The 16,983-nt window shown below is 65.9% G+C and carries 16 protein-coding genes; 2 read left to right on the top strand and 14 right to left on the bottom strand.

What is annotated here, in order from left to right:
• Positions 1-100: 100 nt before the first annotated feature.
• The gene (locus FAB82_RS11245) at positions 101-1,177 is read left to right on the top strand and encodes a LacI family DNA-binding transcriptional regulator (RefSeq protein WP_136534637.1); all 1,077 of its coding nucleotides are present in this window, start codon (positions 101-103) and stop codon (positions 1,175-1,177) included.
• Between the two features lie 88 nt (positions 1,178-1,265).
• Here the strand turns inward: FAB82_RS11245 and FAB82_RS11240 are convergent, their stop codons facing one another.
• Both FAB82_RS11240 and FAB82_RS28875 read right to left on the bottom strand, forming a co-directional pair.
• Positions 1,266-3,464 carry an RICIN domain-containing protein gene (locus tag FAB82_RS11240; protein WP_342799449.1) on the bottom strand — a complete coding sequence of 733 codons (2,199 nt, stop codon included), beginning with the start codon at positions 3,462-3,464 and terminating at the stop codon, positions 1,266-1,268.
• A gap of 56 nt (positions 3,465-3,520) precedes the next feature.
• The gene (locus FAB82_RS28875; RefSeq protein WP_168801545.1) at positions 3,521-3,889 is read right to left on the bottom strand and encodes a hypothetical protein; all 369 of its coding nucleotides are present in this window, start codon (positions 3,887-3,889) and stop codon (positions 3,521-3,523) included.
• Between FAB82_RS28875 and FAB82_RS28365 the strand changes: the two genes are divergently transcribed.
• Positions 3,876-4,001, top strand: a complete 126-nt coding sequence (locus tag FAB82_RS28365) for a hypothetical protein (RefSeq protein WP_281276895.1) — start codon at positions 3,876-3,878, stop codon at positions 3,999-4,001. The genes FAB82_RS28875 and FAB82_RS28365 overlap by 14 nt on opposite strands.
• 142 nt (positions 4,002-4,143) lie before the next feature.
• On the opposite strand, the gene FAB82_RS11230 is transcribed toward FAB82_RS28365, so the two are convergent.
• The 12 genes from FAB82_RS11230 to FAB82_RS11175 form a co-directional block, all read right to left on the bottom strand.
• On the bottom strand, positions 4,144-5,913 hold the full coding sequence (locus tag FAB82_RS11230; protein ID WP_136534634.1) for an ABC transporter ATP-binding protein: 1,770 nt from the start codon (positions 5,911-5,913) through the stop codon (positions 4,144-4,146).
• 17 nt (positions 5,914-5,930) lie between these two features.
• The gene (locus FAB82_RS11225; RefSeq protein ID WP_136534633.1) at positions 5,931-7,823 is read right to left on the bottom strand and encodes an ABC transporter ATP-binding protein; all 1,893 of its coding nucleotides are present in this window, start codon (positions 7,821-7,823) and stop codon (positions 5,931-5,933) included.
• Between the two features lie 74 nt (positions 7,824-7,897).
• Entirely contained in the window at positions 7,898-9,787 is a 1,890-nt protein-coding gene (locus FAB82_RS11220; RefSeq protein ID WP_168801544.1) for a condensation domain-containing protein, read from the bottom strand.
• Between the two features lie 77 nt (positions 9,788-9,864).
• A complete protein-coding gene (locus FAB82_RS11215) occupies positions 9,865-10,641 on the bottom strand; it encodes a sulfotransferase family protein (RefSeq protein ID WP_168801543.1) in 777 nt (258 codons plus the stop codon).
• Positions 10,638-11,489: a sugar phosphate isomerase/epimerase family protein gene (locus FAB82_RS11210; protein WP_136534630.1), complete on the bottom strand. Its 852-nt coding sequence runs from the start codon at positions 11,487-11,489 to the stop codon at positions 10,638-10,640. Before FAB82_RS11210 ends, FAB82_RS11215 begins: the two co-directional genes overlap by 4 nt.
• Positions 11,486-12,220, bottom strand: a complete 735-nt coding sequence (locus FAB82_RS11205; protein WP_211116531.1) for a hypothetical protein — start codon at positions 12,218-12,220, stop codon at positions 11,486-11,488. Before FAB82_RS11205 ends, FAB82_RS11210 begins: the two co-directional genes overlap by 4 nt.
• Positions 12,217-12,843: a dTMP kinase gene (locus tag FAB82_RS11200; RefSeq protein ID WP_136534628.1), complete on the bottom strand. Its 627-nt coding sequence runs from the start codon at positions 12,841-12,843 to the stop codon at positions 12,217-12,219. Before FAB82_RS11200 ends, FAB82_RS11205 begins: the two co-directional genes overlap by 4 nt.
• Entirely contained in the window at positions 12,840-13,433 is a 594-nt protein-coding gene (locus tag FAB82_RS11195) for an HD domain-containing protein (RefSeq protein WP_211116530.1), read from the bottom strand. The genes FAB82_RS11200 and FAB82_RS11195 overlap by 4 nt, the downstream gene beginning before the upstream one ends.
• A complete protein-coding gene (locus FAB82_RS11190; RefSeq protein ID WP_168801542.1) occupies positions 13,430-14,128 on the bottom strand; it encodes a 2,3-bisphosphoglycerate-dependent phosphoglycerate mutase in 699 nt (232 codons plus the stop codon). The genes FAB82_RS11195 and FAB82_RS11190 overlap by 4 nt, the downstream gene beginning before the upstream one ends.
• Entirely contained in the window at positions 14,125-15,060 is a 936-nt protein-coding gene (locus FAB82_RS11185) for a Gfo/Idh/MocA family protein (RefSeq protein WP_168801541.1), read from the bottom strand. Before FAB82_RS11185 ends, FAB82_RS11190 begins: the two co-directional genes overlap by 4 nt.
• Positions 15,057-16,025 (bottom strand): glycosyltransferase family 2 protein, encoded by a 969-nt coding sequence (locus FAB82_RS11180; RefSeq protein WP_136534625.1) that lies wholly within the window; start codon positions 16,023-16,025, stop codon positions 15,057-15,059. The genes FAB82_RS11185 and FAB82_RS11180 overlap by 4 nt, the downstream gene beginning before the upstream one ends.
• On the bottom strand, positions 16,022-16,741 hold the full coding sequence (locus FAB82_RS11175) for a polysaccharide deacetylase family protein (RefSeq protein WP_136534624.1): 720 nt from the start codon (positions 16,739-16,741) through the stop codon (positions 16,022-16,024). The genes FAB82_RS11180 and FAB82_RS11175 overlap by 4 nt, the downstream gene beginning before the upstream one ends.
• Positions 16,742-16,983: the final 242 nt, after the last annotated feature.

Genomic DNA, 16,983 nt, shown 5'->3' with positions numbered 1-16,983 from the left:
TTCGATAAACTCCCGCCGATGAGCCAGACTGGGTTCAGACAGGTGCGGCGGGCGACAAAACGACGTGTCACAGGCCGAGATCGAAAGTCGGAGGTACCGGATGGTTGTGGACGCGGTCGGTGACGACGCCCCACTCGCCGAGGTCGGCGAAGCGGCGAACGGTGAAGGGACGGCGACCAAGCCCGCCACGATCTACGACGTCGCCCGCGCCGCGGGGGTGTCCCACCAGACGGTGAGCCGCTTCCTAAAGGGGTACGAGGGCATCCGGCCGCACACGCGCGAGAAGGTCGTCAAGGCCCTCGCCGAGCTGAAGTACCAGCCGAACCTCACCGCGCGCTCGCTCAAAAGCGGCCGCCCCCACCGACTGGCGGCGCTCACCCACGAGATCGACCAGGTCGGACCGAGCCGGATCGTCCAGGGCGCCAGCATCGCGGCCAGGCAGGCGGGATACCTGCTCGACATCATCTCGCTGGACATGAGCGATCCCGATGCGGTGGGCGAAGCGGCCGGACTGGTCGCGCAGCTCGACGTCGCCGGGGTCCTCGTGCTCGCCTCGACCGACGCGATGAACGAGGTGTTCGACCGCACCGATTTCCGGGTCCCGGCTCACATCGCCTCCGAAAGGGACGATGCGATCACCGGGGTCCAGACCGAGCTGACGACCGTCGGATTCCCCTCGCTCATCGCGTATCTGGCCGGCCTCGGCCACGAATCCTTCCTCCACATCGCCGGACCGCCGACCTGGTCGGCCTCGCGCAACCGCGCCAGGGCCTACGAGCGGGCGCTCGACGACCGCGGCCTGGTCTCCACCGGGACGATCCACGGGGACTGGTCCGCCAAGTCCGGCTACGACGCGGTCATGGGCCTCGGCGCGGGCCTTGAGGCCACCGTGATCGTGGCCGCGAACGACCAGATGGCATTGGGCGTCATGCTCGCCTCGAAGGAACTGGGACTGCGCGTGCCCGAGGACATCAGCGTCACCGGCGTGGACGACATTCCCGAGGCCGCGTTCTTCTCGCCGCCGCTGACCACGCTGCGCGTGAACTTCGCCGCGCAGGGACGCGCGGGAGTGCAGGAGCTTCTCAGCAAGATCGAGCAGACCACCGCGCCGCGATTCCCGGCGCTGCAGTCCGAGCTGGTCATCAGGGCCTCCACCACTTGGGCGAAAGCCGCTTAGGTCCCGAGGCTGAAGGGCCGCTGCACATGTGTGTATGCAGCGGCCCGACGCCCGAGTGAGCGACCGTCAGAAGTTCGTGAGCACTCCCCTAGGCCGCGTTCCATGCGAACCGCTGGTTCTGGCCGCCGTTGCAGGAGTACTGCTGCAAACGGGTGCCGTCGGCGGTCGCACTGCTCGGCACGTCCAGGCATTTGCCGCTGTGCCGGGCCACCAGGCGCACCTGGCCGTCGCCCGCATCGCGCACCTCCCATTGCTGGTTCATGCCGCTGCCGCAGGTCCACTGGATCACCCTGGCGCCGTCGGCGGTCGAAACGGACGCCACGTCGAGGCACTTGCCCGAGTGGCCGGCCACGATCTGGTAGTAGCCGTTGCCGAGGCCTTGGAACCGCCACGTCTGATTCGCGCCGCCGTTGCAGCCGTACTGGGCGATCTCGGCGCCGTTCGCGGTGGACGCGCCGAACACGTCGACGCAGCTTCCGGAATGCCCGGCCATCAGGTTCACCGAGGCGCCGACGTTCGGGGACCCTTCCACAAGGGACCACTCCTGGGATCCGTTGCCCGCCGAGGTCTGCAGCGTCACCGGCGCATCCGCAGCGGTGCCGGTGAGGTAGAGGCTCGAGTCGGCGGTCGACTGGAGACGGTAGTAGCCGTTGGTGGTCGGGACGAGATTCCATGTGCCCGTGGCCGTGTCGTCGACCCACTGGCCGATCCGCTGCCCGGCCGTGGCGCTTCCGGTCCAGATTCCGGCCGCACGTCCGCCCGACTTGTTCAGCAGCGTCACCGAATCGTCGGCCTTGGTCGCGAGGTGCCAGTACTGGGTATCCGGAATCGGTGTCGCCCCGGCGTCCTCCAGGACGACGTCGGGGACATCGCCGTTGCCGATGTTCGCGTCCGTGACATTGCCGCCCGTTCCGAGGACCTGGCCGGTCTGTCGATTGACCAACTGGAAGTACTCGCCGTCCGAGTCGCCGAGGTCGACCTCGCCGAAGCGGATGACCGCCGCGCTGGTGGGACCGCCCCAAGTGCCCTGCAGGATGACCACGCGGCCGGTGCCCTCGACGTACTGGAGGTTGCGGCTGTAGCCGGCGCCGATGTTCGTCTGGTACTCCGTCCACGCGCCGGTGCTCGAACCGGTCTCGTTCACCCAGACACTGCCGCTGCCCGAGGCGTTGTACACGATGCGGCCGTCGGGCAGTCCGATCAGGACCGGACTGCCGCCGGTCGAGAGGGAGCGCGAACCGCTGGAGACGGGCAGTCCGCCGATCTCCGAGCCCGCTTGACCGCCGGTGGACCGGAAGTCCAGCGGACTGTCGGCGATCTTGTATCGCACATTGGCGCCACCGCCCCACCACTCATAAGTGAGCAGCCACTTGCCGTCCGATGTGGGCGCGATGGTGGTCATTCCGGGGCGCCCGCCGCCGATCTCGGTCTTGCCGCCGCCCATGTCCTGGTTCTGCCCCTGGACGTCCACGACCGGGCTGCTCCAGTTGGCGCTGTTGCCGTTCCAGGTCTTGTGCACGAGGATCTGCCCGTGGGAGTCGGTGGCGGTGTCGTTGTTCGGGTCGAGGATCGGCACACCTGCGGAGGTGACGCCGATGTAGTCGTTCTCGTCCGAGTAGTAGGCGACAAGTTGTCCGTTGTAGACCATCAGGAACGGTTCCCAGATCGGGTCGACCTGCCGGTAGGTGTTCGCGGCCGCGACGTTCACGCCGGTCGCACCCGCACTGCCGCCCTGCCAACCGCCGGTCGCGATGATGTTCTCCACTTTCCAGGTCGCGCCCTGGTCGGCGCTGGAGTAGAGGGCGAGGGCCATGTCGCTGCGGTCGCCGTCGTTGTTGGGGACCCAGTTCGGGTCGGCGGCCTTGCGTTCGAGGTAGTAGTGGTCGTCGCCCGTGACGACGCTCGCGAGCAGCAGGGTCCCGGCGGTGAGGTTCCCGACCTGCTGCGGGAGGGCGTAGAGGTAGGGGCTGCCCCAGTGGCTGATGTACCGGTCGTAGGCGGGGTCGCTCGAGAGGTACGCGGGGGCGGGCACTTCAGTGAGATGCTGCCAGCTGGTGCCATGATCATCGCTCTTGTAGATCGGGAGGGTCTCCCCGTCCGCACTGCCGGACTCGGCGACCACCGCGTTCTCGAAGGCCGCGACGAGGCGACCGCTCGGCAGTTGCGTCGACTTCGGATACACGGCGCAGTTGCCCAGGCCCTTCAGGCAGTCCTGGTCGCCAAGGTCGTATAGGACCCCGCCCATCGGGTTGTACGCCTGCGCGGGGACCGCCGGCGCCAACAGCATCGCAACTGCCGCGAGGAGGACGCCCAGCGTCCTCCCGAGCACTCGTTTCTTCGGCTTCATTGCCTCTCCTTCATGAAGGGGCGCGGGCACTGAAATCGCAGTACACGAGCGTGCCCATCGCACCCGAGGCATAATCTAACAGAAATGTTGTCGAAAACATAGATCAAGCCTCCACGCTGAAGGCGGTGGCGTTGTCGTCGGCCTCGCGGCGGAGGGCGGTGAGGTGGAGGCAGGTCGTGTAGGTGGCGCCGAACCTTGGCCGCCTCTGCTGGGCTGATGGCGATGGGCGCCCAGTGAGCCGCGACGGCGAGTTCGACCTGGTCCAGCGGCAGCCGGGGCAGATCGCATTCGCGCTGCTGCTTGCCCTTGCACAGGTAGTAGAAGTAGTCCCGGCCCCGAGCGCTCTTCGACTTGAGCAGGACCATCCAGCGCGAACAGCGCCCGCACCACAGCAGCATCACCCGGCACGGCCAGTGCCGCCTCCCCGCGGCGGCGCGCCTCATGCGCGCCCAGCTCGCGGATTGGGACTGGGGCTAGATGATTGAGTCCAAGGGGTCTGTGATGTTGGTGCCCTTTCGAAACCCAACCTGGTCTCCTGGCGACCGGCGCCCGGATTCACTCCCGAACTGACCGATGCTGAACTGGTCACGCTCGCGGTCATGCAGGGCGGCACACCGATCTACTGGTACTGCTGCGCCTGGCTCTCATAGAGTTCCGCATAGTCGCCCCCCGCCTCGATGAGTGATCGGTGGCTCCCTTTCTCGACGACGGCGCCGTCTCGCAGCACCACGATCAGGTCGGCCATGCGCACCGTCGAGAAGCGGTGGGAGACGAGCAGGGTGATCAGGCCGGGCGCATTCGAGGTCCGCTCCGCATAGAGGGCGTGCACCTCATGCTCTGCCTGCGGGTCGAGCGCCGCGGTGGGCTCGTCCAAGACCTGAAGATCAGGCGCCTCCCGCATGTAGGCCCGGGCCAGTGCCAGCCGCTGCCACTGACCGCCGGAGAACTCGTGCCCACCCATCGAGCGGTCGAGAAGCGTATCGACGCCATCGGGCAGCCGGTCCACGAAGACGTCGATCCCGGTGGCGTCGATGGCGCGCCTGATAGCGACGGCGTCGTCAATTCGGTCGAGGTCGCCGATACCGACGGCCTCGGCGACCGTGGTCTTGAATCGGGTGGAATCCTGGAACGCGCCGGAGGTGCGCCGCCGCCAGCCCTCGGCATCGATTTCGGAGATCGGCCGCCCGTCGAGCAGCACGGTGCCGCCCGTCGGGTCGTACATGCCCGTCAGCAGTTTGACCAGGGTGGTCTTGCCTGCGCCGTTGAGTCCGACGAGGGCGACGGTCTGTCCCGCCTCCAGCGTCAGGTCCACATCGCGGAGCACTGGTACGGTCGCCCCCGGGTACGTGAAGCTCACGCCGCGCAGCTCGATCCGTCCCACCGGGCCGGTCACAGGACTGGTTCCGGCCGAGGCCGTCGCAGCGCGGTCGAAGTCCCGGAGCCAGACGTAGTGCTCGGCGGCAGTCGCGGCCCGAGCCACCTGCTGGATCGAACTCACCGCTCGCCGCACTTCCGCGCGGAGCCGCGTACCCAGCGTGACGACCAGGACCAGACTTCCCAGCGTGATGGCCCCGACGCCCACCATGCCGGCAGCGATCGCGAGCGCGGCGGCGAACCCGACCGAGTAGATCATCCAGCCGGTGATCTGCCATCCCGTGGCAGCCAGGTAGGCCTTGACCTGCAGTCGTATCAGGCGAAGGCGTGCGACATCCGCCCAGTCATCGATCAGCCGCTCCGACCCCATGACTCGGATCTGCTGCGCGCTGCCCGCTTCGATCGCGAGCTGATGGAGGCGCGCGTCACGGCGCTCGTCGGTCGCGGCCCTGCGCCTGGCCCGTTCCCTATGCCGCTGCGCGAGCATGCTCATGTAGATCGGCGGCAGTGCCAGGAGGACCAACAGCCCCAACGCGGGGTGGACGGTGGACAGCAGGAACACGCTCAGACCCACGCTGATGATCGCAGAGGCGGTGCGGCAGAGCGCGATTCCCGCCGCCGCCAATTCGCTCGTACTCCGGCCGAGCAGCACGACGCGGTCGAGGTAATCGGGACGTTCGAGATGTTCCAATGTGCGCAGACGGGTGGTGATGCCGAGGACTTCCTGGTTCAGCGTGATGTCGACCCGTTCGGCCAGGTCCTGCTGGAGGTTGACCACGACCCGATTGCCCGCCGCTCCGACCGAGTAGGCGACACCGCCGAGGACTGCGGCGGCGGCGAGTGCCAGAACGGTTGAGTCGAAGGCGGCGTCGACCACCCAACGCTGGGCAAGCGCGAACAGAGCCAGTGCTCCCACTTCGAGCAGCACGATGGCCCCGACGAAAGCGGAGGCCTTGGGGTCGGCCCGCCAGGAGAGCACGATCGTGTGGCGGGCCAGGTGCAGCAGGTGCTTCATGACGGAGCCTTTCGGGGTCAGAAGGGAGAGGCGGATTCCGCGAACTGGGAGGCCTGCAGCGCGAAGAGCCGGGCGTATTCGCCGTCCCCCTCTACGAGTTCATCGTGGCTGCCCTGTTCGATGATCCCGTCGGGGCCGAGCATGACGATGCGGTCGGCATGGCGGATGGTGCCGAGCCGGTGCGAGATGAGCACGATCGCAGCATCGTCGATCGCGTCGGTCACCCTATCGAAGAAGGCCGCCTCGGATCGGGCGTCGAGGTGCGCAGTCGGCTCGTCGAAGACCAGCAGGTCCCGGCCGTGCTGTGCGGCGAAGAGCGCTCTGGCGATCGCGACGCTCTGCCACTGCCCACCAGAGAGGTCGACGCCGTCATCGAACTCGCGGCCGAGAACGGTGTCCAATCCGGCGGGCAGGTCGTCCGACCAGCGGTCGATGCCCGCCAAGCGGGCGGCCCGCCGCACGCCCTCGCGGTCGACGAGGTGCTCACTCGCCCCGATGGCGATGTTGTCCGCAAGGGTCGCAGGGAAGCGCCCGAAATCCTGGAAGACGACCGAGACACGGGCGTGCCATTGCTCGGCGGGGATGTCCACCAGGTCGACGCCGTCGACGAGAATGCTGCCGCCGTCCGGTCGATACACCGCGGCCAGCAGCCGGATCAGCGTGGTCTTGCCGACGCCGTTGCGTCCCACGAGCCCGATCACCTCGCGCGGTTTGATCTCCAGGTCGAGATTCCTGATGACGGGGGCGGTGGTTCCCGGATAGGTGAACGACACACCCTCGCAACGGATCGAGGTCTCGAAGCCGACCGGTCCGGAATGTGCGGCCCCCGCGTCGGAGGCCGGCTTGCGCTCCATCTCGCGCAGCCGTTCGAGCGCCTCGACCGCACCGCTGCCGTACTCGATGTCGAACGCTTCGTGGCCCATCGCGGACATCTGGAAGATCGCGAAGGCTGCGGACAGGCAGACCACCAGGTCGGCGGCGTCGATGGCGCCGGCGCGCATGGCGAGACTGGGGACCAGCAATGCCAGGACTCCAGAGACTGTGGTGACGATCGCGACCGGCCACTGACCGATCTGCACCTTCCGTCGTAGCGGCCACAATGGATCGAGAAATTCTATGAACGCCGCCGTGCGGCGCCCGACGACCCACCGTCCAAGGCCGAACATGCGGATGTCCTTGCCGGCCTCCGGGATCCGCCCTAGTTCGGTCCAGTAGACCGAGCGGCGGCGATAGCGTTCCCGCGCGTCCCATGCGTCGACCAGGCCCATCCACTGCCGCCGGATCAGCGCTCGGATGCACAGCGACATCACCAGGAGCACGACGGCCAGGAGGGGCGAGAACACGACGCTCAGCAGCACCGTAGCCGACCCTGCGGCCAGAAAGCGGAACAGGAGGCGGAGCTGCCCTGTCGCGGCGGACCCGGGAGAGCGAAGCATGCCTTCGCCCACGTCCGACGCACGCGCCAGGTCGTCGACGATCGCCGGAACCTCCAGTTGGGCGACCGACAGTCCCCGCAACGACGCCGCGCGGACCGCGCGGCGAATCGACCGGTCGATCTGACCCGTCGCCGCATATTGGGCGACCTCGCCGAGCGCGGCGAGCACCTCTTGCAGGATGAACATCGCCGACACAAGGACGAGCGGCGCGACCAGCCCGTCCCACGCGAAATCGTCGCCTTCGCCGATGCCCTCCAGCCTCGAGACCAGCCAGCCGAGCCCCAACGCCGAGAGCGTCGGGGCCACGGCGGCCAGCGTTTCCAGCACGGTGAGCGAAGTCGTGGCGCCCGGAGCCTGCCGGAGTTGGCGCAGGAGCTGCCACCTGGACGCGAACAGCCGACGGATCGCCGCAACCGCCCGGAGCGGTGCCGGGGATCGCGGTGTCCGGGTCTCGCGTCCCGTGTCAGCAGGCATGGTGCTCCCTCCACATTCTTGAAAGGCTCACGAGCGTGGCCGGGAACCGGTTGCTGCGGTCCATCGAATACTCCTCAGTCCTCATGCGCCGATGTCCGGCCCTGCGCCGGCCCGAGCCGCCCGGCCAGGATCGTAAGGCTGCAGGGCATTTGCAGGTCGTTCCGATTCAGACCCTCGTAGCCGAGGCCTCTCAACCGGCGCAGGACTGCGGGGATCCGGAAGAACCTGCCGCCGCATTCGGCGTAACTGAGCTGGGCGTCCACGGATCCGAGCCGGTTAACGGTCCTCACGCAGTCGATCAAGGCGGACGCTGCGTCTGATGCGGCCGCGTTCTGCTCGGTGCTCGAATCCGCTGACGTCTCCGGCCGCTCGACGCGGATCCGATCAGGAATGGTCCGCGACACCGCTCGATAGGATCGCTTTGATTTCAGGAACGCGATCAGCTCGGCCTCGGTCAGTGAAGGCTCAGACACTGCGGCTTCAGTCACGAGCGCCCCCTCCTCCAACCGGGTTCTCGCCTCCTTCACCCCGGCATGGGTCTGCAGGGCCGCGTCGATGAAGTCGGGGCGGAAGGCATCGCCCCGCGAAATGACGGGCTCGCCGTGAATCGGGTCGCGGGAGGGGGCCGCAACCAGACCGGCGATCTCACCGCGCAAGCCCCCGATACTGCGATCGGGGTCCTTGTCGAGATGGTCGAGGAGATCGGTGATGCTGCGGGCGACGACTTCGGTATTGCCGCGCCCGATGACAGCTTCGTTGCCGGAGACGTGGAACTCCAGCCGGGCCCCGCTGCCGCTGGCGGCGACATAGAGATGATGCGAGAACGAGCGGTACTCGACCGGATCGCTCACCGTCGACTCCCATTGCGGGCCGGACCGGCTCGGCGCGTCGGCGGCATGGTGGCCGCCCTCCTGCTTGTACATGAAGTTCAATGCGATGCGGGATCCGATCTCGCCCCCTTTGCGGCCGCTCATGACCGCCCGCCACTCGGTGTACTCCAGGGTGTCCACCATGCTGTACCGATTCGCTTGAAACGTCAAACGATGAAGCCCCCTGGCGAAATCGCCGAACGACTGGTCCGGCAGCAATACGCTCGGGATGATCACCGCTCGTGCGAGCGGCGCCACCACGTTCAAGGCGTTCCTGGTGACCCGGCCGTGCGTGGTCACGTCTAGCGGCACGACCTCTTGAGCAGTCGCCCCGCCCAGCGCGATGCTGAATACGCCTGCGAACACGGAGTTCATCGGCGCGTCGAGCTTCTGCGCAATGCGTTCGAGCTGTCCGGCGGCCGATCGGGGACTCGAGCGGCAGTCGACGTACCGGACGGTTTCAGGGGCCTCCCCGATATTGAAGGTCGCGACGGGAATGCGATCAAGCGCGCCGGCCCAGTACTCCTCGGCACGACGACGCAGCGCGGCCGTCTTCTCGGACCGCTCGTAAAGCGCGTAGTCCAGGGGCTGCCACTCGACGGGCGGCAGGTCCGGCGACCGCTTCGCGAGCACCGCGTCCATGATCACGGCAAGATCCTGCTTGAGGATTTCCTTGGCGCGGTTGTCGACCACGATATGCGAGAAGCACGCCAGTAGCGCCGGCGCACCCGTGCCCCGGAGCACCCGCCCGAAACGGCACGGCCACTCCGAGTCGACCAGGAAATCCCGGGTCCTGAACGCCTGCAACTGATCCGGGTCGGCCTGCTCGAGCGCATGAACCTCGACCCGCTCAGGGCTCCAGACACGCTGTTCGGGACAACCGTCCTCGTCGACATCGAACGTCGTCCTCAGGATCTCGTGCCGCTCGACCAACACCGCGACAGCATCTTCCAAGACCCGCACGGAAGTGCCCTCAGGAACTTCATGCTCGAACCACCATCCCGGATACTGCGCCTTACGCTCATCCTGAAATGTCAGCCACTCGCCGCAGGCCATACCCCACTGCAGGGGTCCCCTGCGCACCAACTTCTCCATGTCCCTCTCCCGAGTCGATGAGCGCAGTCCAGATTGGACTTGCTTCTGAAACTTCCCGACGGCAAGGCGGTCTCGGGTCATGGACGGCCCAGCCTCTCCCACACGTGGAGTGCCGCCTCGCTGCAGTCCGACGCCTCGGCATCGGAGCCCTGCCGGCGATATTCGCGGAGGGCTTCGCCCATGCTCAGTCCGACGAAGTCGCTCAGTTCGGCGGTCGCCCCGCCGCACAACTGCTCGTAGGAGACGGTGAGCGCGTGGCCCTTCGGAATCCCGCTCCTGAACGACAGCCAGCGCTCGTTCCATGCGATCCACTTCGCCTCGCACGCGGCAGCCGTTCTCGGATTCCAGGGCTTGTCCTTGCGCCACTCCATCATCGAGCGCACGACCGCCGCCGGATGCCGGTGGACGAAGATCCATTTCGCGTGGGGGAAGACCGTGGACAGCCACGGGAGCTCTAGCAGGTACTCGTTGTACTTGTCCCCCCACGTATAGCCGCCGTACACCCGCTCGATCGCTTCTCTGATGAGGTCGACGCTGTCGCGCCCGTCGTGCCTCCCGTAGGCGACTTCCTGTGCCACTTCGGGTAGGACCTCCGCGCAGCGAGCCAGCCAGGCTTGGGCGCTCGGACCGGTCGCCGAGTGCCGTAGGAGCGCGTGGTTGACGTCGTCGGACCGAAGATGGCGGTCGGCGATGTCGTCGTCGGTCCACCAGCGTCGAAGCAGTGATGGCAGGCGCCCGTTCACGGTGAAGACGCGCCCGGAATCGGCATAGCGTTGAGCAATCGCGAGGCCCAGTGCTGTTGTTCCGCTGCGCTGCGCTCCTACCAGGAACAGCGGACCCTCAGCGGTTATCACCGGACGCCCACCCATTGCGCCAGCTGTTTCATGCACCGAGCCGAGGCGTCCTCTCCATCCGCCGAGAACGCATCACCCCACGGCTCGTCGCGCTGATGCGGAGTCAACACTCGGCCGATCCGCCAGTGCGTCTCGAGGGACAGGAAGCCGGCATACCCGTCAGCTCGCAATCGATCGAGCACAACGGGCCACGATATGTCGCCATGACCGAGTTCCACGTATCCGCTGCGGCCGGCCGGATCCTTCACGTGCACATGCCGGATGAACGGCCGCAGCAGCGCATACTCGGCGAGGACATCGCGGCCTTGCGCGTACCCGCTGAAGACGCCATTGCCGGGATCCCACAGCACGCCGACCCTGGCGTCGTCGAGGGCCTCCATGAACTCGTATGTCGTCGCTGCGTCCGGCGTGTTGGTCCTGGTTCCCGTTTCGACATTGAGCTGCACGGTTTCCGGGATATCCACCCGCCGCAGGATCGACCTCGCCATCTCGGCCGCTGCTCGCGGGTTCGGCTCGCCATCGCGAAAGAATGTGAAGATGCGCAGCGATGGGCTGCCGAGCCGGACCGCCAGATCGAGTGCTGATCGCAGACTGTCAACAGCGTCGGCGATCGATGCGGGGTTCGTCGGCAGTGGTGTTTTGAATACCGGTGGTGCATATCCCGCCACCACTAGACCTGCGTCCGCGAGCATCTGGCGTACGCGATCGCACTGATCGTGGTTCAGTCGATGCGGTGGGGTGTTCCAGACCGACCGGATCTCCACACCGTGGAACGCATGCGCGGTGGACAGACTGATCACGGCGTTCAGTGATTGCGATACTTCATCATTGATGATGGCGAGTTTCATTCCGTCCCCCGACCGTTCTGGGTGGCGCTGCAAAGGGTGTGGACAGTCCGGACGTCGGCTTGCCAGTCGGAATGCTTCGTCTCGATCGTCACTGGTGCTACCGGCGCGGCATCCAGTAGCGCCTCGGTGAACCGCAGCGTCTCCATGCATGAGCTCAGCGGGATATGCCTGCCTTCGGCGTCGTCGGTGCTGAAGCCCTTGACCTGGATCGCCCGGCCGAACTCTCGGGCGAAGTCGACAGCTGCCGATTCGTCCGCACCAGCGGCCACGTAGACGCCGCGATTATCGATGACCGCTTCGCATTCCAGGACACGAATGGCAGCCACGGCATCTGCCAGTTTCGGCAATGGCTTGTGTACCTCGACCAGGATGTCGACGTCGCCGAGGAGTGCACGCAGGCGGTCGCGGCCACGGCGGGCCTCGTTGAGAACCGGCTGCTGATCGATGTTCCGAGAGAGGAAGCATCGCACCGGTATTCGATGGCGGCGGATGAGTGAAGCGATAGGTTCGGGTACCGCATCGGCCTGCAGCGACTCACCTAGGTTCACGCTGAGTCCGACGAATTCCACTGACAGCGCGTCAAAAAGATGGGCGTAGTCACCGTGTTCCCATCGGTGACCGCGCCCGATCCGGAGATCGGCACTGCCGCCCGCGGCCGTGCACACGCGAGCCAGTTCATCGGCACTCAATGCCGGCACCGTCGCGCTCGACAGTCCCATGCGGCGTTTCAAGGGGTCTCACTCAACCGCTGGCAGATCCACGTCGCCACTTCGGATGCGCTGTCCTCAGGCGACTTACTCCAAGTGTCGACCCGGTAGACCGGACCGGAAATCGTGGATTCGACGCAGAGCCGCTCAATCGAGCGATGCACGTCGCGATTGAATTCCGGGCCGCGCAGCTCCTTTTTGGAGAGTGGCGCCCCCGTCTCCCGGGCGCGTCGGGTCATCCGCTCCCAGGACCGGTCGAACGAGATATCGCAGTACACGGTGGCATAGTCCTCAACCTCTGCGAGGCAGGCGTTGAACTGACTTCGGTACGGCTCCAGATCAATGTTTTGTGCATTGAGAACGGAGGCGATGCTCACCAGACCACGGTCCAGAAGGGTTACCGGGCTGCGGTCGGCGTAGGCGAACCGCTGGTGTTCCCGGGCGAGTTTGAGCAAAGCCTCTGTCGCTGTGGTGTAGCTGAGGTCGGGCGACTGGATGAGCTGAGTGATCAACCGCGTCTCCGCACCGTCGGATTTGCCGACCACCTGCTGCTCAACACCCTTCGCTCGCAGGATCGCGGCGGTGAGTTCGATGAGTGTCGTCTTTCCGCTTCCATCACTGCCTTCGAAGGCGATGACCATGCTCATGGCTGCGCCTCCTCCTCTTCGTCCGTGACGAGACCTACGAGCACCCGCGGGAAGTGCCGAGGCTCCGCGAACACGTCGAGGACACGATCTCGGAAGTGGTCCAATGGATAGACTTCGTACTCGGGATCGAAGCTCGTTTGGTCCCACTCATCGGTGAACTGGACGGCGAGGTCATACCAGGGCTCATCGCGATATTTGTCCCGCTCATCGGGGTTCCGGCCGAGCAGGCCATAGTAGTGGCGTCCCTGGAAGTCCTGATGCGTCCGCAAGACCCAGTAGCACTCCTCACGCACGTACGGTCGGAGGATTTCCGCGCCGATAGCAGGGTGGTTCGGCACCGAGATGACCTTGCCGATGTCATGGCACAGCGCCGATATCACCACCTCGTCGTCGGCTCCGGCCCGCTCCGCCCTTGTCGCGGTCTGCAGCGCGTGATTCAGCTGATTGACAGCGAAGCCACTCACCCGCGACTCCAGGGACGACAGCATCGCGAGGATCGCGGGCCCGACACCGGCCTGCTCCTTGCGCAACTCCCGGCCCACGTGCATCCAGTCATCCAGCGTGGCACGGTCCATCCGATTGAACGTCAACGTTCCTCCTGAGTTGTCGGGGCCATCGCCGCTGGGAGCAGTCGGCGGTTGGACATTTGGTACATTGCGAGGCTTCCGTTGGCCGGCTGCATCTGGTGCACGTCTTTCGGCGCGACACCCTCGACCAGCGCACGGATGGCACGAAATGTCGTGCCGTGGGTGAAGGCCACAACGTTGACCGATGCTGCAACGGCTTCCTGCGCTTCGGTAAGCCATGGCCGCACGCGCGCCATGACATCGGACATCGACTCACCGCGGGGAATCGACATGCCGAGCTCAGGGTGGCGCGACCGATGCACGGCCTGGCGCGGGTCGTCGACATCAATGAGCGGAGGACGATCATCAAAACCCCAACGCCACTGGGCCACTCTGTCCGCACCGTGCATCGCAGCCAGATCGGCATGCCGCGCACCCTCCAGATCGCCGACATGACGTTCGTTGATGAGCCAGTCGACGATGTGCGTCGTGGGACGGTGGCCGAACTCGGCCAAAGCTACGGTCGCCGTCTCCACCGACCGGCGCAGCGTAGACACGTAGACGGTGTCCCACTGCACGCCGGTGTCGGCCAGAGCCATCCCGGCCGTCTTGCTGTCAAGGTGCCCCTGCTCGGTGAGTCCCTCATCGGCCCAACCAGTGAAGACACCGATGCGGTTCCACTCGGTTTGACCGTGCCGCACGATAGCCAGGTACGTCACCTGCTCACCTCTTCGAGGATGCGAACCACGGCGCCACAACGCCGCACGTCGGAGATCGGCAGCTTGGTGGCTGATGTCTCCAGAGCCGCCTTGACCTCGGAGTAGACCGCAGCTCGCAGGCCGACATTGGGCGGCGCCGGCACTACCGTCTCTTTTCCGTCGATCTCGATCGACAGCGTTCCGCTCCGGACCTCCAGCCGCAGGCCAGATGCTTCGACGACGAGGTGATCCTCCGTCTGGACAGCATGGGTCGTCGCCGATGCCACCAACAGCGCGCCGCTCGAGAACTCGGCGGTCAGCACGGACCGGGTATCGATGTCAGGCAAGTCCCTGTGGTCCATGGCGAATGTTCCGTGGACGGCGACAGGTTGCCCGCCGAGGACCTGGCATGCCAGGTCCAGGTAATGGACTCCCAGGTGCGCGAGGACACCGCCCCCGGACAGCGCCGCATTCTGGCGCCACTTCCGATCGCTGTAATGGGCCAGAGTGCGCCTCCTGGAAGTGCGGCAGGTGGCGGTGGCATCGGCCAATGGCTCGCGGAGACGCTCCCACACCGGCCCCAGGACCATACGGTGCTGATGCATCACTGCCACTGGCAGACCGGTCTGGTCCGACGCCGCGACGATGCGTTCCAATTCATCGATACTCAGTGCTGCCGGCTTCTCTACCACCACCGCCGACCCTGCGTGCAACGCAGACAGTGCCAGCTCCGCTCGGTCGCCCGGCGGGATGCAGAGAGCGACCGTTTCGCCGCGGCCGCCCGTGACCGCCTCATCGACCGGGATCGCCGGAACGTTGTACTGCGCAGCCAGCCGTGTGGCTGATTCCGGATCGACGTCGGCAACCGCCGTGAGTTCCCCCCCTGGGGCCGTGGCAATCGCGGCGGCGTGCTGAGATCCCGCCGCTCCAGCTCCGATGATGACCACCTTCATCGTCGTGCAACTCCTTCTCGGTCGTGGAAGCTGGTAAGCCATTCTCGATCGTGGAGACCGGTGGGTCCTTCTCGATCGTGGAGACTGGCCGCGCGCCGATGACCGGCGCGATAGGCCATCGCCGAAGCGATGGCGAGAACCGTGGTTGACGAGCCTGCTGCTCGGAGGAGTTCCGCCGGGCTATGACCGTACGTTTTTCGGACGAGCTCGCCGCACGGATCAACACCGCCACCGGTCAGTGCATGGGCCGACCGGCCACTCGCGTAACGGCCACGAAGCATCGCCATGGGGGTGCTGTTGGTTTCATGCTCGATGACGAGGCTCGGCTCGTAGCTGACGTGATAGCGCGCTCGGGTGATGCGCTGGCCGAGGTCGCGGTCTTGCCCGACCCAGAATGCGGGATCGAATCCACCGACCTCCGCGAAGACATCCGCGCGCACACAGCAGTTGCCGCCGCTCAAGTAGTCGACAAGTCGGCACGCACAGTCATCATCGATGTGATGAAGCCGCCTGACATGCTCCGCCATCTCCGCAGCGGTGTTCTGCGCATCGCGATGGTCATACGCCAGCGCACGGAGCCGGCCGAGTGTGCTGCGGCTGACTTCGCGAATGCGGCCGACCGCAGCGCCTCTGTGGCCGTCGGCGAGAACCTGGCGAATGGTGGCGATCCAGTTGGGAACGGGGTGCGTGTCATCGTCCAGGAAGCCCAGGATGCTGCCCTTGGACAGCTGCACGCCGAGGTTTCTGGCCACACTGACCCCGCTGCGTGACTGCAATGCCTCGCTGGCCACACGCATGCACTGCTCATGCTGCGCGATGCCAGTCACGTCGCTAGGAGAACCGCCGTCTACGACGACGATGACTTCGAACGGACCGGGATCTGCCTGCCGAGCCAGGGCCGCAAAGACACGGCTGAGACTGTCGCGGCCGATTGTCGGGATGATGACCGAAACGAGTTCCGTCATGACACCCCCCACAGCTGGTCTATTCCCGTCAGCACCTCGTCGACCGACATCTGGCGGGTGACCATGAACCGACGTAGGCGGAATCGATCACGAATAACGTCCGTGCCACCGGGCTTGGTCGTCGTAGTGAACGCATGGTCGTAGAGGCTCGCAGCTGCACTCCGCACATTGGCACTGTGGAAGCCGTACGGGTATGCCAGGGAACGAGCCCGGGTGCCGAACATGTCCTGCAGCCATTCCTGGCTGTCCGCCAGTTCGGATGAGAGCACCTCGGCCGGTAGTTTCGCCAGGTTGAAGTGCTCCCGCGTATGAGAGCCGATTTCCATTCCCGCGGCCGCCAGGTCTCGCAGGCCGGCGACGTCCAGATGCTGACTCCAGTAATCGCACTTTCGATTCCATGTGTTGTAGCCCCCGACGTGTCCGGTGATCGTGTAGATCGTGCCGACTGCGTCAAAATCTTTGATTCCCGACAGAACTGGGTCGCTCAGGTTGGCGTAAGCGTCATCAAAAGTCAGTACGAGAGGCTGGCGCCCTGTCGAAATGCGGCGGTCCGCGGACATGGCGACAGAGGCGGTGAGAAACTCGAATCGTTCCGCCAGAATCGATAGCAGGTCCAGGTACTTCTCTGGATGGAAACTCGTGTAGTCGTCAAGATCGGGGTCGAGGTGGTGGAAGCCGAGCACTGGGATTGGCCATGAAGCTTCCTGGTCAGACATTGAGACCCCGCTCAGTCCACTCACGATCAGCTATGTCGTTCATTGGCAGCACATCCCTTTCCATTCATCGAAATCCCCGGCTCTGCGCCCCGCCGCCATCAGGCGGCGCTTCTCACCGGCTCCATGGGGCCTCGCCGACGACTCCTGCGAACCCCCGCGGGGGAAGTGCACCCCGAAACTCGATCCTTGAATTCGTGCTGTCTCGTCAGGTCGCATTCGACCCGTCTCTCAAACCGCTGACC

It is taken from the genome of Glycomyces buryatensis (genome assembly GCF_004912275.1).
Classification (GTDB): domain Bacteria; phylum Actinomycetota; class Actinomycetes; order Mycobacteriales; family Micromonosporaceae; genus Glycomyces; species Glycomyces buryatensis.
This window is presented reverse-complemented; position numbering and strand designations above follow the sequence as displayed.

Bases quoted from the DNA above. Each gene is read 5' to 3' on its own strand.
- FAB82_RS11245 (WP_136534637.1), top strand. From the start codon at position 101: ATGGTTGTGGACGCGGTCGGTGACGACGCCCCACTCGCCGAGGTCGGC.
- FAB82_RS11240 (WP_342799449.1), bottom strand. From the start codon at position 3,464: ATGCTGTTGGCGCCGGCGGTCCCCGCGCAGGCGTACAACCCGATGGGC.
- FAB82_RS28875 (WP_168801545.1), bottom strand. From the start codon at position 3,889: ATGGTCCTGCTCAAGTCGAAGAGCGCTCGGGGCCGGGACTACTTCTAC.
- FAB82_RS11230 (WP_136534634.1), bottom strand. From the start codon at position 5,913: ATGAAGCACCTGCTGCACCTGGCCCGCCACACGATCGTGCTCTCCTGG.
- FAB82_RS11225 (WP_136534633.1), bottom strand. From the start codon at position 7,823: ATGCCTGCTGACACGGGACGCGAGACCCGGACACCGCGATCCCCGGCA.
- FAB82_RS11220 (WP_168801544.1), bottom strand. From the start codon at position 9,787: ATGGAGAAGTTGGTGCGCAGGGGACCCCTGCAGTGGGGTATGGCCTGC.
- FAB82_RS11210 (WP_136534630.1), bottom strand. From the start codon at position 11,489: ATGAAACTCGCCATCATCAATGATGAAGTATCGCAATCACTGAACGCC.
- FAB82_RS11200 (WP_136534628.1), bottom strand. From the start codon at position 12,843: ATGAGCATGGTCATCGCCTTCGAAGGCAGTGATGGAAGCGGAAAGACG.
- FAB82_RS11185 (WP_168801541.1), bottom strand. From the start codon at position 15,060: ATGAAGGTGGTCATCATCGGAGCTGGAGCGGCGGGATCTCAGCACGCC.
- FAB82_RS11180 (WP_136534625.1), bottom strand. From the start codon at position 16,025: ATGACGGAACTCGTTTCGGTCATCATCCCGACAATCGGCCGCGACAGT.
- FAB82_RS11175 (WP_136534624.1), bottom strand. From the start codon at position 16,741: ATGTCTGACCAGGAAGCTTCATGGCCAATCCCAGTGCTCGGCTTCCAC.